This is a genomic window from Brucella pseudogrignonensis (assembly GCF_002252525.1).
In the GTDB taxonomy this organism is placed as follows: domain Bacteria; phylum Pseudomonadota; class Alphaproteobacteria; order Rhizobiales; family Rhizobiaceae; genus Brucella; species Brucella pseudogrignonensis.
On sequence record NZ_NNRM01000052.1, the window covers coordinates 79,276 to 96,507 of the forward strand.

The window sequence follows — 17,232 nt, forward strand, 5'->3', positions numbered from 1 at the left end:
ATTTCAGAAAACTGAGCGCCAAAAAGATCATATTCTTGCGGTTGCACGGATTAGCTCCTCCCTACGAAACTCCCATTTTCGAAGTGGCGCTAAAATGCGGGACAAGATTTGCGACCGCTATAGCCGGGGATTAAAAAGTTTAGTTTGTTGAATTAACTCAATTAATCTCAATTTTGACACAATCGGAAAAGGATTTTGTGTAAAATTCTGCGTGACTTTTTCAATATTAGTGCATAATCCTGCACAAATGAGGATATCGTGGAACGCGACCAGAATCCTTCTCGTTGCTTTGGCAGTGCTTTTGGCAACGATATTCTGGACAGCCGCAAAACTTTGGACAGAGACGGATGCGCTTGATCGGTTGAGCGAGGACGCGACCCTTGTTGCGCGACAGCAGACGAGGCTGATTGACAGCGAGCTGGCCAAGTTTCGCCTGCTACCGGTGGTGCTTAAAGAATATAGCGATTTGCACGATGTTCTGGATGGAGGCTCGCGGGACGCAACAGCGCGATTGAACGAAAAGCTCGAATTCCTTGCAGAACAGATCGGCTCTCCGATCATCTATGTGATCAAGCGCGACGGCATGGTGATAGCCTCCTCGAATGCAAACACGCCTGAGAGTTTTGTCGGTCGTAATTACGGCTATCGACCATATTTTCAGGGCGCAATGTCGGCGGGTGCCGCCGAATATTATGCCATTGGTGATCTTAGCGGACGTTTCGGTCTGTTTCTTTCCAGACGGATCGGCGATGAGGCTAATCCAGTCGGTGTTGTGGTCGTTAAGTTTGAATTTCACCGACTGGTGCGAACCTGGTCGAACGATCCCGGCCAGACATTCGTTATCGATCCGCGCGGCATTATTCTCGCCTCGACCGATAAGGCGGAGGATTTGCGGTCATTCCAGCCCATTTCAGCCGAAGAACGTACGAAAATCAGCCAGAGCGGACAATTCAGCGTCGCAGACCTTCAGCCAAGCCACTACGCATTCGAACCTGAAAACATGATGCGTGGTCCATCTGGCTCCAAGTTCCTCGCCGTTGATGAGCCAATAGCCGGGACCGAACTTAAACTCATGCATATCGAAGCAGTCGCACCTTCCATGCGTGCTGCCCATGATCTGGCCCGCCTCATCACCGTTGCAGTGCTTCTGATTGCCATGACGCTTGTTGGCGCGATTTACTGGCGCATCACCCGTGCGGCACGTCTGGCTGCGGATCGTGCGGCACTGGAAACAGCTGTTAGCGAACGCACAGCAGAACTGAGCGCGGAAATGGTGCGGCGCGAACGCGCGGATAAACGCTTTCGCGAAGCGCGAGAAGAACTTGCGCAAGCCAACAGGCTCGCGTCGCTGGGCTCGATTACCGCCGGCCTCGTCCATGAGATCAACCAGCCAGTGGCTACCATTCAGACACTGGCGGAAAACGCACAACATCATCTTGGCAAAGGCAAACTCGAGAAAGTTGCAGCCAATCTTTCAACGACCGTGGAGCTAACAGCTCGCATCGGTTTCATCACGCAGGAAATGCGGCGCTTTGCACGGCGCGGACATCGCGAACTTGCCCCTACCCGGCTGGATGAATTGCTGGAAGGCACGCTTCTTATCATGGGTGATCGTTTCCGGAGTGCAGGCGTGACGCTCGAAACGCCGAACGGGTGCGATTTTCAGGTCTTTGCAAATCGCGTTCGTCTCGAACAGGTGCTGGTCAATCTGTTTCAGAACGCTCTTGATGCGGTAGCAAACCAACCAAAACCGCGCATCGCCTTATTCATCTCAGAAGAAGACCAGCACGTAACGCTGACTGTCGCCGATAACGGTCCTGGCATCGATCCCGCATTGGGCGATGAAGTGTTCAGCCCTTTTGTGACCGGCAAGCCTGAAGGACTGGGTCTCGGTCTGGGCATTGCACGCGATATTATGACAGAACTTGAAGGCACCCTGCGTATTGTGCCTTCACCTTTGGGAGGTGCCGCCTTCGCAGCCATTGTGAAGCGAGCAAAACAAGCATGACAGGCATAGAACCACTCCGCGTAGTGTTGGTCGATGACGACATGGCCTTTCGCACAGCATTGGCGGATTCCTTTGAAATAGCCGGGCTCGACATCGAAACCTATGGGGACGGACAATCCGCCCTCGCCAATCTGAGCGCTGACTTTCCGGGCATAGTCGTTACCGATATTCGGATGCCGAAAATCGACGGCCATGCAGTGATGGAAGCGTTGCTGGCGCGCGATCCTGAACTGCCGGTCATTCTGATGACCGGGCACGGAGACATCGGCATGGCCGTGGCGGCTCTCAAAAAAGGCGCGTTTGATTTTATCGCAAAGCCTTTTGCGGCCGATCACATGATCTCAAGCGTCCGGCGTGCGTTAGAAATGCGGCGGCTCGTGCTGGAAAACCGGAGACTGCGAAAGGCTGCAGCAGAAGCCGAGCAGGACTTCCCGCTCTTTGGCGAAACCCCGGTCATGGTAAGGCTGCGTGAAACAATCCGACAGCTTGCGAGTGTCGACGTTGATGTCTTGATTGAGGGCGAGACGGGAACCGGCAAAGAACTCGTGGCGCGGCTGCTTCACCGCTGGAGTTCACGTCATGCACGCGGCTTCGTTGCAATTGACTGCGCGGCATTGCCCGATGCCATTGCGGATGATGTGCTGTTCGGCAATCGCATTCAGCGCGGGAGGATCGCCGATGCTGATCGCGGCACGCTTTTTCTCGATGAAATCGACAGCATGTCCTCTTCTTTACAGGGCAAGCTTCTGCGTGTTGTTGAAGAGCGCGAATTGCCCAGCACAACTGGTGAGCCGAGAGCAGTGAACCTGCGGATCATTGCTGCTGCGAAGGGCGATCTGGAAGATGCGGTAAAAGCTGGCCGCTTCCGTTCGGACCTCCTGTATCGGCTGGAAACAGTCAGGCTGCGTGTTCCCCCTTTGCGAGAACGTCGCAAGGACATCGGACTGCTTTTCTCCTATTTCCTTGATGAAGCTGCTGCCCAATTTGGCCAGCCGCGCCCAACAATAGATGCAGCAGTTGAAACACGTCTGAACTCGGATGACTGGCCGGGAAATGTGCGTGAATTACGCAATTTTGCCAAACAGGTTGTTCTTGGGCTTGGGAGCAGTCCGGCAAAAGAGGCAAACCAGTTGCCGCTTGCCGAACAAATGGATCAGTTTGAGGCGAAAGTCTTGCGCGAAACACTGGAGCGCTTGAACGGCGATGTCGGTGAGGCTGCGAAAATTCTGCAGCTCCCACGACGCAGCCTTTATGCGCGCTTGCAAAAGCTCGGTATCGATGCATCATCTTTCAGAAAGAAAGACGCGCTTTAGGCACTCTCACGCTTTACGACATCATAACCAATATCAAGCACGGGTTCGTATGCCTTAATTTCTGATACACGGTCGAGGATCATCTCCATGCTCTTCGCACCCATCTCATAGGCATTTGGCTGTATGGTCGAAAGACCAGGTGTTATTTCGGATGCGATTTCATAATCACCCCAGCCAGTCACCGCCAACCGTTCAGGCACACGCCAACCCAAGCGGGTGCATTCAAAAATTACGCCAGCAGCAACAATGTCGGTGGGGCAGATGACTCCATCGACCTCAGGATCAATAAGACGCAATGCGTCGAGCGCCTTCGGACCCGCTCCAAACCCATCTGCCTCATCTATAAAACAGACACGATGATGTTCTAGCCCAGCTTCTGCCATCGTCGCTTGGAATGCTGGCAAACGGTCGCTATATCGTCGGGCAGAGATGCCGCCATAACCGACAAACCCGATACGTTGACAACCCCGTTCAATAAGTAACAGCGCCATGGCACGCGTGGCATCGGTCATTGAATAGCCGACGGCCATATCAAGCACATTGTCCGTGACCCAACCTTCTACAACCGGCGTTTCCGTCTTGCGGATAAGGTCTATTGCCTCTTCGGAATGCTGATTACCAACCAACGAAATTCCCGCAACACGCAAACCGATAAAGGTCTGAATAGCGGCCGTCTCGTCCTGTCTAGTTTCGGCAAGTTTCAAGATCAGTTCATAGCCGCTTTCACCGGCGCGATCCTGCATTCCGCGCACATATTTATAAAAGCTTGAATTCTTCATTGAGGGAATAACAGCACCGATAACCCGGCTTTGTCCCGAGGACAAAATGCCCGCAGAGTGATTAGGCACATAGCCAAGTTCAGCGGCGATTTGAAACACACGAAGCCGCGTTTCTTCCAGCACCCGCTCAGGGTAGCGAAAGGCGTTTGATACAGTCATGGGCGACACGCCAGCGGCTTTCGCTACTGACTGCATCGTTATAACGTTTTTGCTGCGGACTAAGTTATTCATGGCTTATTGCACAAATTATTCTCACGAGACACTCTTCTCAAGGTTTTTTGTACTCATAAAAAGCTATATCGCAAAAAACCTATCCTTGACGAAAACAGCCTAAAGACCGATTGTAGCGCTACAATATATTGTAAGTTTTGGAAATGCACATGGTCTTTAGCGTTAATAAAGGGGCAGATTGCGAGATGCCCTCATGAATTCTTTTCCAGGCGATACAGCCAGTACGCTAGTGCTGCGCACTCTGACGAAACGTTACGGCTCAAGCCTTGCTGTCGACAATCTTGATCTGACCATCGAAGCAGGCAAGCTTGTCTCGCTACTTGGGCCTTCGGGGTGTGGTAAGACGACCACCTTGCGCATGGTTGCAGGCTTTGAGCGTCCTGATGCCGGAATAATTCAAATCGGTGCAACCAACGTAACCGCCCTTCCCCCGCACCAGCGCCAACTCGGCATGGTCTTTCAAAATTACAGCCTGTTTCCACATCGCACAGTGGCCGAGAACATTGGCTTTGGCCTGAAGATGCAAGGTCTTGGCCGCGGTGCTCGTGATGAGCGTGTCAAATCCATGCTCGATCTTATTCAATTGTCCGGTCGCGGAGACACCTACCCCGCTAAGCTTTCTGGTGGTCAACAACAGCGCGTTGCCCTTGCCCGCTCGCTTGTGGTCAACCCAAAGATTCTGTTGCTGGATGAGCCCCTGAGCGCACTCGACAAATCATTACGTGAAAGCATGCAGTTCGAAATTCGGGCCGTGCAGGCGCGTCTTGGCATTACGACTTTGCTTGTCACGCACGATCAGGAGGAAGCGCTTTCCATGGCCGATCAGGTGGCTGTGATGAAAAGCGGACGCATCCTCCAGCTCGGCACGCCGAGCGATATTTACGACAGACCGCAAAGCCGTTTTGTTGCCGAATTTCTCGGCGCCTCAAACATTTTTGAAGGCACGACATCTGGCGATGGCACAGCACTTCACATACCCGGCCCCCAGAGCTCAATAGCTATCCCGCTCGCAACCCTGCAGCCAACAGAGAAACCACTGACGCTATCCATTCGTCCAGAACGCATCGTGCCTGTCGCGAAGGGCGAAGGATTCTTGGACGGGCGTGTCGTTGGCGCTGTTTTCCGTGGCAATTACGCCGCATATCAGATCGAAATTCCCGCGCTGGGTCGTGAGGTTTTCATCTATCGGCAAGCCGAAAGCAGCCTCGGTGAGCTTGCCTATCACCTTAATCAAGAAATTACGCTCGGTTGGAAATCAGAAGATGCCGTCGTCGTAACACCGGAATAAACTGAAAGCTTGGCATATGCAGAAGAATGGCGCCCGTATTGGCATCGATGTAGGTGGAACATTTACAGATTTTGTTCTGTTCGATCCTGACCAAAAAAGCCTGATCCACTATAAAGAACCGTCGACACCTGACGAGCCATCGCGTGCTTTGATCGTCGGGCTGCAGGCGCTTTTGAAAAAAGCCGATCGCAAGGCGGATCAAATCGATACGCTGATGCATGGCACAACGATTGGCCTCAACGCGATCATTCAGCGTCGAGGCGCAAAAATCGCCTTGATCGTCAGCGAAGGCTATCGCGATATTCTTGAAATCGCGCGCAGCCGCATGCCCTCCTCCTTCGATTTTCATGCCAGCAAGGAAGAGCCCCTCGTCCCGCGCCATCGTATCATCGAAATTGGCGCCAGGCTTTCCGCGCATGGTGCAACCTCACAGTTTCCGGACGATGTAGCTCTAGAAGATGTTGCTGAAAAACTGAAAGCGCTTGATGTTGAGGCCGCAGCTCTTGTGCTTATCAATGGCTATACCAACCCCGCTATCGAGCAAGAGCTTGCAGCGAAGATTTCTGCCAAATCAAATGGTCTTTCAGTTACTTCCGCCGCTGTCATTTGGCCTGAAATTCGTGAATATGAGCGCACACTTGTTGCCTGCCTCAACGCCTATATCCAACCACTGATGGGACGCTATTTCGACGGACTGAAAGCCGGACTTGCCCGCGATGGGGTGACTGCCCCCATCCTTGTCACTGCATCCAATGGCGGTTCACTCAGCCTCTCATCTGCGCAAGAGCGTCCGGTTGAAACCATTCTTTCCGGACCTGCCTCCGGCGTCATGGCAGCAGCCCGCCTTGCCGAAATATCCGGCGCGCGATCGATCATTACATTCGACATGGGGGGGACCTCCTCAGATATAGCGGTAGCCCAAGATGGTGCCGCACAATTGGCGACCAAGACCGACATTGGTGGCTTGCCGCTAGTTCTGCCGGTCGTGGATGTTTCCGCAATTGGCGCAGGCGGCGGTTCAATCATCTGGGTTGACGATCATGGTGTTTTGAAAGTCGGACCTCGCAGCGCAGGTGCCTCACCAGGCCCCGTTTCATATGGACGTGGAGGCGTGGAGCCTGCCGTCACCGACTGCTACCTCGCACTGGGTTATATTGACCCAATGGGCTTCCTCGGTGGGCGTATGCAGCTTGACAGTCGGGCCGCCAAAGACGCGCTGACGATCATCGGTAATCGTATTGGTTTTGATGATGATAATGCAGCTGCAAAAGCCGCAGAAGGCGCGCTTGCTGTAACGACAGCTGGCATGGCCACTGAACTATATAAGACACTCGCATCGCGTGGTCTTGATCCGGCGACCTTTGCCCTCGTGCCTTTCGGTGGCGCAGGCCCAACCCACGCCAATCTTCTGGCTGAAGAAGTTGGGATCGCCCATATTATCATTCCACCTGCAGCAGGCACGTTCTGTGCGCTGGGTGCAGCTGCGGCGGACCTACGCCGCGACTTCGTTCGCAGCCTGCGTCGTCCACTCGACAAAGCAAGTGCTGCCTTGCTGAACGAAACATTCAAGCTGCTTCAATCGGAAGGCATTGAATGGCTGGATAAGGAAGGAGAACAGAGCACAGGGCGCCTGTTCGAAAAAGCCGCCGACATGCGCTATGTCGGCCAGGCCTATGAGCTCCGCGTCACCCTCAACGACGTTGCAACTGATCCTGTTTCACTTGCAGAGGCTTTTCATCGCGAACACGAACGCATTTATGGTTTTCGTGACACACAGGCCGAGGTGGAGCTTGGCACAGCCCGTCTCGCAGTGATCGGCGTCACCCCCAATATTGCCCCGCCTGACTTTGCTGCGGGCACCGGTGTTCCTGCAACCAAAGGCATGCGCCCGCTATTCCATAAGGGCGCGTGGCTTGATGCGGCAGTGCTCAATCGCAGCTCTTTTGGGAATGGTGATCTAATCACTGGCCCTGCAATCATTGAACAGGATGACACCACCACAGTTGTCCTGCCCAACTGGACTGCGCGTTGCGACAAATCCGGAAATTTGCATCTTGAAAGGCTGGCCAAATGAAACTCGATCCGGTCACACTTGCCATTCTAGGCAACAAGCTTGCAGCCATCAGCGAAGAGATGTGTCTTACGCTCCAGCGTACAGGACGCACGCTCTACGTCAAAGAAACAGCCGATTTTGCTTGCGCGCTGGCAGGGCTCGATGGTCGTTTCTTCGCCTATCCTCGCTCTATTGGCGTTTCAGGATTTGTCGGGCTTGAATGCGGTCCGACTATTGAAGCAGTCGGTAAACTTGAGCCCGGCGATGTTATTCTAACCAACGACCCGTACCGTTCTGAGGGTCTTGCGACCCATTTGCCTGACCTGCATATGATCGAACCCTATTTCCATGAGGGCCGCATCGTCGCTTACGGATGGTGCTTCGTACATTGCTCGGATGTCGGCGGACGTGTGCCTTCAAGCATCTCACCGGTCAATACAGAAATCTTTCAGGAAGGCCTGCGCATTCCACCCGTCAAGCTGATGAAGCGAGGGGAAATGTCGCCGGAAGTGAAGCTGTTTCTCGATGCAAACAGCCGCACACCGGAAGCCAATATGGGCGACATTCGCGCCATGCTCGCAGCTCTTGCTGCCGGTCGCCGTCGCTTCGAGCAGGCAATCACGCAGCACGGTGTCGACGCAGTTTCCACCGCAAGTATCGATCTTGTTTCCTATGCTGCTGAAAAAGCCCGCTCGGTACTGAGTAAAGTCCCAGCCGGGACCTATAAGTTCTCGGATTATCTTGATGACGATGCAGCAGGAAAACTGCCCGTCCGCATAGCCTTGAAGGTGACGTTCGACGACGGCAGAGTACATCTCGATTTCACTGGCACCGACCCACAAGTGGCGACAGCGATGAACATTCCATCGCGCGGACGGCCGCACGCATGGCTGACGCTTCGTGTCCTTGCATTGGTCAACACACTTGATTCAACAGTCCCACTCAATGTTGGTTTGCTTGATCCGGTTCGCATCACCGCGCCCGAAGGAACTTTGGTCAATCCGCAGGAACCTGCTGCAACGGGCGTTCGTCATGCAGCGGCCATTCGCGTCAATGACGTACTCAATGGTGCTTTTGGTCAAGCTCTGCCAGCGATCATGCCTGCAGCTTCATCCGGAACCGTTATTCCGGTGGTGATGGCTGAACCCGATGGCAAGGGTGGCCGCCGCGTGCAGGTGATTGAACCAATGATCGGTGGCACCGGTGCGCGTTCAGGGCAAGATGGTGTTGATGGTCGCGACAGCGGCATCTCAAACCTCGCAAACAATCCCGTCGAGACGGTTGAAGCAGAACTCGGCATTGAGATTATGCGCTATGCTTTGCGCCCGAATTCAGGTGGCGCAGGTCAATGGCGTGGCGGTTGCGGCATGGAACTGACTTTCCGCGTGCTGACGGATGATAGCAATGTGCTTGGACGTGGCATGGAGCGTCTGCTGTTTCGCCCATGGGGCGCCCACGGCGGCAAAGCGGGATTACCCGGTGAGCTGATCGTTAATCGCGGTAAACCCGATGAGCGCAGATTGGGTAAGATAGACGTTTTAATCGTCAATGCAGGCGACACAGTTACATTTCTAACGCCGGGTGCTGGTGGCTGGGGCAATCCGTATGACCGTGACCCGGCAGCTGTGATGCGGGATGTTCAAGACGGCTTCGTCTCTGTCGACGCAGCCCTCGCCGACTATGGCGTAGCAATCAAAGACGGAGAACTCGATCCGACAACCACCAGGCAGTGCCGTTTAAACCCATCCAAAGGCAAGTCAACAGATAGCCAAGGACCTGAGCGTCGACGGTGGGATGAAGTCTTTGAACCAGCTCTGATGGACCAACTTAACCAAGCATTGGTTGCATTACCTGCAACCGTACGGCAGCGGCGTCGCAAAGACATCTTCGATTTCGTTCTAAGTAAATTGCCGGATGAATTTCCCCGTATTGATGCAACAGCAGTCGCCACATCAACAGCACATGCGGCTCTCGCATCGGCTGTAGAAAACCTGCTCGAAAACACCTGACCCTTTTGATCGGAGAACCGAAATGCCTATTTTGACAAGACGCAACTTCCTCGGCTCCGGTGCCCTGCTTGGACTGGGGTTCGCGGCTGGTAATCTGCCCCGCTTTGCTCAAGCACAGAGTGCAAAAGAAATTACCGTCACTGCATTTGGAGGTGTGTGGGAAGAAGCGGTTCGCACCTGCTTCGTCACACCATTTGAAGCCAAGTCAGGAGCCAAAGCGAGCGTTGCCCTCGGCGGCCCACCACAATGGCTGGCACAGATAGAAGCAGCCCCTCAGAAGCCACCACTTGACGTGCTCATCATGACACCGGATCTCGCCTTAACTGCCGCGAAAGCCGGGCTCGTTGATGAATTTACACACGAAAAACTACCGAACCTTGCAAAAACCCCACAAGAATTAACGGATTCCGTCGAAGGCAAAGGCACACTGTTCGATTATGGTGTAGCCGGCATTACCTACAATAAGGATCGGGTGAAAAACCCACCAAAATCATTTGCCGAATTTGTAGACCGTGTTGCCAGTGGAGAGTTCGTCGCCTCGATCCCATCGATTAGCTACGCGGTGACCCCTATCATGCTCATCTGGGCGATGGCGAAAGCGCTCGGCGGCGGCGCTGACAATGTTGACCCATTTTTCAAGGCTGTTGAGAAGATGAAGGATAATCTCATCTACTGGGCTAGCCCCAACGACTTTTTCAATCATCTGTCCTCGGGTGAAGCTGATATCGGTATCTATTTCGATGGTCGCACCTGGAACCATTATGATGCGGGTGCAACCTGGATCGACTTCATCAACCCTGAAGAAGGCGGTTCGCTCAACGGACTTGCTGTGCAAAAGCCAAAAAATGCCAATCCGCTCGCTTGGGACTACATTAACGAAGTGCTTGATGCAGCCAACCAGACTAAGTTTGCTGATATCATGAATTACGGCGTTACCAATGTGGACGTGGTCTACAGTGAGAAGCTGAAGCCGCGCATTACACCATGGCAGAAAACCGCTTTCCCACCCTATGAACAGATTGCACAGGTTCGCAATGAATGGGTTGATCGCTGGAACCGGGAAATCGGCCAGTAAGACAGTGCTTTGGCACTTCTTGGAGTGGAAATATGAGCCAGACGGAAACATCAGACACAATTTCAGCAAAGGGGCTGGCCCTGCCGGGTTGGCTACTTGCCCTGCCCGCTTTGGCCTTTCTGCTGGCATTCTTCGTACTTCCACTTTTTGACAACAGCATCCGCAGTTTTGTCGATGCTGAAGGTGATCTGACGGTCACTCGCTACCTCACGCTGCTCAGCGACCCGTTCTACTTGCGCATTATTGGTGAAACGCTTCTGCTTTCCGGTGGCGTGACACTGATATGCGTGGTGATTGGATATCCTGTCGCTTATTTTCTGGTGCGCAAGGCTGGCCGGTGGGCAAGCCTGATCGTTTTTTTGCTAATCGCACCACTCCTGACATCCATCATTATGCGTACCTTCGGTTGGCAGGTTCTGTTTGCGAGACGCGGCCTCATCAACAATCTGCTGGTGGACCAGCTTGGTATTCTTTCAGTGCCTTTGCGTTTTACCAATTCACCTGAAATTACCATCGCTGCGCTAGTGCATGTTTTGGTTCCATTCATGGTGCTGTCTATCAGCACGGTTCTGCAAGGGATTGATCGTCGCCTTGAAGAATCTGCAAAAATTCTGGGCGCAAGCCGCCTCCGAACATTCTGGGAAGTGACACTACCACTTTCACTCGACGGCATCGGTACCGGAGCAATTCTGGTATTCATGATCGCTAATGGTAGCTTCGTGACACTCGTAATGCTGGGTGGTGGTTTGCAGACCTTACCATTGATGATCTATCAGCAATTCAACACCACGCGCGATTTCGGCATGGCAAGTGCGATGAGCACAATCCTTCTGATAATCGCAGTCGCGTGTCTCTTCCTGCAACTTCGCCTCGTGCGACAGCGGGGAGCGTGAAATGATGAAGCCATTTGACAAAGACTGGACCGGTTTAGCGCTAACCATTTTCGTTGTGGTCTTCTTCATTTTTATGCTGGCACCAATTCTGGTGGTCGTCGTGGTCTCCTTCACCTCAGCCGGTTATGTCGCTTTTCCAATCCCCGGTTGGTCCCTAAAATGGTTTGCGAACATTTTCGCTTATCAGCCTTTTGTCGATGCGATGATCGTGAGCCTAAAGATCGGTCTGGGTGCAACCATTCTCTCCAGTCTCATCGGGATTCCAGCTTGCCTGTATCTTGCGCGTTCTCGTGCTGGATGGGCGAGCGCGATCATGACCTTTCTGCTATCGCCGTTGTCTATGCCCATGATCGTGATCGGTTTTGCATCGCTTTTCTTCATGAGTTGGCTTGGGCTCGGCATTTCTTTCACCGCGCTGCTCATTACCCACACCGTGGTCTGTCTGCCTTACGTTGTGCGAACGGTTGCGGGTGTTTATGGCAACTTACCGCGTCGTTATGAAGAAGCTGCAGCCATCCTCGGTGCCAATCCCTTACAGGTTTTCTGGCACGTCACGCTGCCACTAATCCGTCCAGGCGTTATGGCTGGATCGCTATTTTCCTTCCTCACATCTTTCGACAATCTGCCGGTCAGCTATTTCTTCGCCAGCGCCAAAACCAACACATTACCTGTCGTTATGCTGAGCTATCTCGAACATCAATTTGACCCGACAATCGCGGCATTAAGTTCGTTGCAACTGCTTATGGCAATCATCACGCTAGTCATTGTCGACCGCATTTATGGCATTCGCAAAATGACGGTGGCAGCATGAGCTTCAATCTCCCCATCGACCACGTTATCATTCTGGCAAGTGATCTCGCTCAAGCTGGAAAAGCTTTCGAGAATATCGGGTTCTCCGTAACGCCAATCGCAAAGCATAGTGCTGTCATGGGCACCGCAAATCGCTGTGTTATGCTGGATGGTTCCTATATTGAAATCCTCGCAATAGTGGAGCCAACAGAAGCCAATGCCAGGTGGCGCAGGCTTCTCGATAAGGGATCAGGTTTGGGCGGCGTTGCTCTGCGGAGCAAAGACATTGATAACGACGCTCAAACCTTTGAACAGAATTCGATCGGAATGGAAACAGTTCGGCACTTTTCGCGGCAAACAGATATTGGAGAGTTACGGTTTTCGATAAGTCGCTTCAAAGATAGTGTCACGCCCTCCTATCAATGCTTACTCTGTCAGCATCACACCCCCGAGCTGCTTTGGTTATCCGACGCTTTAAAACACTCAAATGGAGCGCGACGTCTGCTATCGGTTTCCACACCAAACGCATCCGAACTTGGTGCGCTATCGAGTACCAACTCTTCGGACACAATTGTCTCAACAGGGCAGGATCGCCTGACCCTTACGGGAAACAGTGATGCTCTTTTTGATTTGCGCGCGAGTTGTGGATTGGAAATAGCGATGGTACGCGCATGAAATCCTGGCCATCAGATAAGCCGTCACCACTATGGATGACACTTTCACGCGAGACATTTGAGAGCAACCCACTTGAAGGGGCGGCTCACACCGAGATCGCTATCATCGGCGGCGGAATTGCTGGTCTGGCCGCAGCTATCGAGCTTGCGAGACGCGGTCGAAAGGTCACGGTGCTCGAAGCTGCCAAAGTGGGTCATGGTGCTTCTGGTCGCGCCAATGGACAGGTTATCTCAGCGCTAACACGCCACGGTCCAAACGCGTTGCGGAATATTTGGCCGGGAGAACAAGCCGAAAAATTTATCGAGCTCGTAAAAGGTGCGGCCGACAAACTTTATGCCTTGGCCGACCGTTACAGCATTGATTGCGATTTAAGCCGTGCTGGATGGCTGCAACCAGCGCACAGTCCTGGCCGTTTCAAACGCGTTTCAGCGCTCGCAGCACAATGGGCAGAAGTAGGCGCACCAACTGGAACTATTTCTCATGATGAGATGACTGAACGGCTAGGCACCAAAGCCTATGATGGGGGTTGGGAACATCGTGGCGGCGGTCACATCAACCCATATGCATTTACAGTTGGGCTTGCGCGTGGTGCAGCTTCAGAAGGTGTTGCAATATACGAGCAAAGCCCAGCACTTAATCTGAAGCGAACGCATACAGGCTGGCAGATCAAGACTCCAAACGGCGAAATTCACGCTGAAAAAGTCGTGCTCGCAACCGCAGCACACACTGGTAATCTCTGGCCAGAGCTTCAGCGTTCCATTGTCCCCGTTACCTCTTACCAAGTAGCTACTGAGCCTCTAGGTGACTTGGCTCATACAATCCTGCCGGGCAATGAAGCATCGTCGGACACCCGCTTTGACCTCCGTTACTTCCGTAAGGATCGTGAGGGACGACTGGTTTCTGGCGGCGCGCTTGCCATTCAGGCCGGTGCAGCATATCGGCTGCCCAAGATGGTCGACCGTCGTTTGCACGAACTTTTCCCTTGCCTGCCGCGCAACACAGTGAAAGCCTTCTGGGGTGGCCGTATCGCCATGACGGTTGATCGTTTACCGCATCTACACAGACGCGAAGACGGTCTTTACAGCTGGATTGGCTGTAACGGTCGCGGACTGGCACTTGCTTGTGCCATGGCGGATGTAATCGCAGACGCGGTGTGTGGTGTCGCTGACAATCAACTTGCCCTACGCCCGACACCAATCCCACAAGTAGCATTTCACCCAATTGTTAGCCGAACGGCGCGCTTCATTCTGCCCTATCTGCGATGGCAGGACAGTCGTGAAGTCTGATCGTAACTAAAGGAAAGTCGATGCCCCGTGCTGCCGTTATACAACTCTTTCACGAAGCCAATGCATTCACACCTGTCAAAGCAAACTATGACGGCTTCCTATCAGCGCAATATTTTCAGGGCGAAGATGTAAGGCGTGAATTCGGCTCGACCAGCAATTGGCTCGGCGGAGTAACTGAAGCGCTTGATGAAGCCGGTTACGAGATTGCTTATGGCGTATGTACAGGGTGCCTGCCCGGCGGAACGCTTGAAGCAGAAAGTTACCATCGGATCGTGGCTGAAATCATTCGGTCGCTGGAACATATTGCCGCCAATGGTCCGATCGATGTTGTAGCACTGTTGCTGCATGGGGCTTTGGTCGTTGAAGGTCTAGCCACACCTGAAACTGATCTTGCACGCAAAGTACGTAAAATCGTCGGGCCTGATGTCCGCATAGCGGTTCCGCTCGATTTTCATGCCAATGTCGAGCCAATGTTGCCACAGGTTGTTGACGTCGTTATCGGCGGCAAGCTCTATCCGCACGCCGACACACATGCGCGCGGAAAAAAATTGATGCAGTTGACACTTGATCCCACCGCCTGGCGCACGCGACGCTTCCGTTTACCAGTAGCGGCCCCCATGAGCGCTCAAACCAGCGACGCGGAGCCCTTCAAAAGCCTCGTTGCGCTTTCCAACGAAATCGAGCTTCGAGACGGGCTGGCCGATGTCGTCGTGATGGGAGGTTTCCCTTATGTGGATTCCGATGATGTTGGAAGCTCGGTTCTCGTCACAGGCAACAACGAAGAAGCTATGAAAAAGGCCTATCGCGACATGGCCGAAGTCATATGGCAACAGCGAGAAGCAATCACTCGCCCGGCACCTTCATTTGAAGAAGCAGCAGCAGAGATCTATGCGTGTGCAGTCAAAGGCCGCGTCGTCATTGGCGACGCAGGCGATAATCCTGGGTCGGGTGGGGTAGCTAATGTCGCCGATGTTTTCGCCAGTCTAGCAGCGCAGGATCTGCCCTTTGCTGCAGGTTTCATGGTTGATGGCAAGGCGGTTCTGGATGCTCAGATGATTGGCGAAGGCAATCGCGGCAGGGTTGCCATGGGGCGTTTGCAGAACGGCGAACCATTTATCGTGGATGCATTTGTGGAGCGCGTTACCGAGGTTCGCTACCGCAATGAAGGCGCAAATCTGCATGGTGAACTGCTGGAAGGCGGTTTAGGAGCAGTCCTTCGTATTCGCGATGGCGGCCATATCGTAATCGTTACAGAACGCATTCAGGCATATGATACCCAGGCTTTCCGTAGTATGAGCATCAATCTCGAAAGCAAGGCGATTATTCACGTCAAATCGAGCAACCATTTCCGCACATCCTTTACTCCACTGGCTGAGCAAGGTGTATTTGTGGTCGATAGTGGCGGCTTTGCTTCGACAGATGCCACCAAGTTTCCTTTCACCAAACGGGCGACCCGCATTCTTCCACTCACCCCACTCGATAAAAACGAATGGGATAGTCAGGTTACAGAAGAATGCGAGATAGCATTTCGAAAGCTATGAAAGGTAGCTTTTGACGACTGCGCCACCTTGGATGACGAGCTGCAGATGATCGGCAAAACTCTCCAGAACCCCCTTATCAAGCGGATTGGCTGAGAGAATATTGAGGTCGGCGCGGTAATTTTCCTTAACGTGTCCGATTTCATGTTCGAGGCGCACGAGTTCTGCTGCAGTGCTTGTTGCAGCCCGCAACAGATCGAGCGGCGGGACTACGTCAGCACGCAATTCAAACTCGTGCAGCTGTCGAGAATGCATCGGGCCGATGAGATCTGTACCATAAGCCATGGGCACGCCCGCGCGGTAAGCAAGTTCGACTGCATGAAGCCCAGAATCGAGCACCAGCTTGATCTTGTCCATTCGGTCTTTTGGAAAGCCACTCTCCGCACCCACTTCGGCAAGCGCACGAAAGCAGGAAAGCGTCGGTGTCAGATAACTTCCGGCTCCTTTCATAAGTGCGACCGTCTCTTCGTCCAAAAGATTGCCATGCTCAATTGAGCGGACGCCATTGCGCACAGCACGCGCAACAGAACGAGCGGTATAGGTATGCGACACCACGTAGAGATTGGCCATGTTGGCCTCATCGACAATGGCCGCAATCTCTTCTTCTGAAAACTGATCTGATGTGATGCGGTCAGTTGGCGAAGATATGCCTCCATTTGCCATGATTTTGATATGGTGGGCGCCGCGTCTAATTTCATCTCGCGCGGCTCGGCGAACGTCATCAACTCCATCGCAACGTCGACCAAGGCTCACTTGAGCATAGGTTTCATCGGACCGATCTACACCCACGGATCGATGGTCGCCATGACCACCACTCGCGGAAAGCGCCTTACCACCATAAAGAAGCCTTGGCCCTGAAATCAGTCTTTCTTCAACAGATTGCGCAAGACCAAATTCTGCCCCCCCGACATCCCGTACAGTCGTAAAACCACGCGAAAGCATTCCATCAAGCACCTTCGCTGCACGCGCAGCCACATACATTGGAGACTGACGAGGCAGTTCACCCAGATTGGCAGTGTAGGCTGTAACATGAACATGGGCATCAATGAGACCCGGAATAACGTAAGAGCCTTTGAGATCGATCCGGTTGGCATCTGAATGCGAAGGTTTGGCTTCGCTAAGTTCGCGAATAAAACCGTTTTCCAGAACGAGGTTCTGGTCGGCGAGAATAATACCGTTTTCAACGTCAACGACATTAGCATTTTCGAGAATTGTAATCACTGCATTGTGTTCCTGAGGTGAAACTTGGAAACGGTAAAAGCCGGACTACATATGTGCCCGGCTTTCTGGTTTCT

Annotated in this window: 13 protein-coding genes; 11 read left to right on the forward strand and 2 right to left on the reverse strand. The window is 53.2% G+C overall.

From position 1 onward, the window contains the following. The first annotated feature begins 247 nt into the window (after nt 1-247). Together CEV34_RS25130 and CEV34_RS25135 are read left to right on the forward strand one after the other, a co-directional pair. Nucleotides 248-2,008: a sensor histidine kinase gene (locus CEV34_RS25130; protein WP_007880124.1), complete on the forward strand. Its 1,761-nt coding sequence runs from the start codon at nt 248-250 to the stop codon at nt 2,006-2,008. Further along, nucleotides 2,005-3,321 carry a sigma-54-dependent transcriptional regulator gene (locus tag CEV34_RS25135; RefSeq protein WP_007880126.1) on the forward strand — a complete coding sequence of 439 codons (1,317 nt, stop codon included), beginning with the start codon at nt 2,005-2,007 and terminating at the stop codon, nt 3,319-3,321. Before CEV34_RS25130 ends, CEV34_RS25135 begins: the two co-directional genes overlap by 4 nt. On the opposite strand, the gene CEV34_RS25140 is transcribed toward CEV34_RS25135, so the two are convergent. Next, nucleotides 3,318-4,331: a LacI family DNA-binding transcriptional regulator gene (locus tag CEV34_RS25140; RefSeq protein ID WP_321179518.1), complete on the reverse strand. Its 1,014-nt coding sequence runs from the start codon at nt 4,329-4,331 to the stop codon at nt 3,318-3,320. The genes CEV34_RS25135 and CEV34_RS25140 overlap by 4 nt on opposite strands. Before the next feature lie 193 nt (nt 4,332-4,524). On the opposite strand from CEV34_RS25140, the gene CEV34_RS25145 reads away from it, so the two are divergent. From CEV34_RS25145 to CEV34_RS25185, 9 genes are read left to right on the forward strand one after another with little or no spacing between them, the layout of a single operon-like run. Then, on the forward strand, nt 4,525-5,619 hold the full coding sequence (locus CEV34_RS25145) for an ABC transporter ATP-binding protein (RefSeq protein ID WP_007880130.1): 1,095 nt from the start codon (nt 4,525-4,527) through the stop codon (nt 5,617-5,619). A 16-nt stretch (nt 5,620-5,635) separates the two neighbouring features. Next, entirely contained in the window at nt 5,636-7,693 is a 2,058-nt protein-coding gene (locus CEV34_RS25150; protein WP_007880134.1) for a hydantoinase/oxoprolinase family protein, read from the forward strand. Continuing rightward, nucleotides 7,690-9,681, forward strand: a complete 1,992-nt coding sequence (locus CEV34_RS25155; protein WP_007880135.1) for a hydantoinase B/oxoprolinase family protein — start codon at nt 7,690-7,692, stop codon at nt 9,679-9,681. The genes CEV34_RS25150 and CEV34_RS25155 overlap by 4 nt, the downstream gene beginning before the upstream one ends. Before the next feature lie 22 nt (nt 9,682-9,703). Beyond that, nucleotides 9,704-10,756: an extracellular solute-binding protein gene (locus CEV34_RS25160; protein WP_007880136.1), complete on the forward strand. Its 1,053-nt coding sequence runs from the start codon at nt 9,704-9,706 to the stop codon at nt 10,754-10,756. Nucleotides 10,757-10,788: 32 nt separating this feature from the next. Beyond that, nucleotides 10,789-11,649 (forward strand): ABC transporter permease, encoded by an 861-nt coding sequence (locus CEV34_RS25165; protein ID WP_007880137.1) that lies wholly within the window; start codon nt 10,789-10,791, stop codon nt 11,647-11,649. 1 nt (nt 11,650) lies between these two features. Further along, a complete protein-coding gene (locus CEV34_RS25170) occupies nt 11,651-12,460 on the forward strand; it encodes an ABC transporter permease (protein WP_007880138.1) in 810 nt (269 codons plus the stop codon). Next, complete coding sequence (locus tag CEV34_RS25175; RefSeq protein WP_007880139.1) at nt 12,457-13,113, forward strand: VOC family protein; 657 nt, start codon at nt 12,457-12,459, stop codon at nt 13,111-13,113. Before CEV34_RS25170 ends, CEV34_RS25175 begins: the two co-directional genes overlap by 4 nt. Then, entirely contained in the window at nt 13,110-14,399 is a 1,290-nt protein-coding gene (locus CEV34_RS25180; RefSeq protein ID WP_094544748.1) for an NAD(P)/FAD-dependent oxidoreductase, read from the forward strand. Before CEV34_RS25175 ends, CEV34_RS25180 begins: the two co-directional genes overlap by 4 nt. 20 nt (nt 14,400-14,419) lie before the next feature. After that, a complete protein-coding gene (locus CEV34_RS25185) occupies nt 14,420-15,940 on the forward strand; it encodes a M81 family metallopeptidase (RefSeq protein WP_007880143.1) in 1,521 nt (506 codons plus the stop codon). Here the strand turns inward: CEV34_RS25185 and CEV34_RS25190 are convergent. Further along, nucleotides 15,935-17,158, reverse strand: a complete 1,224-nt coding sequence (locus CEV34_RS25190) for a metal-dependent hydrolase family protein (protein ID WP_007880144.1) — start codon at nt 17,156-17,158, stop codon at nt 15,935-15,937. The two genes, CEV34_RS25185 and CEV34_RS25190, sit on opposite strands and share 6 nt — an antisense overlap. Nucleotides 17,159-17,232 lie beyond the last annotated feature (74 nt).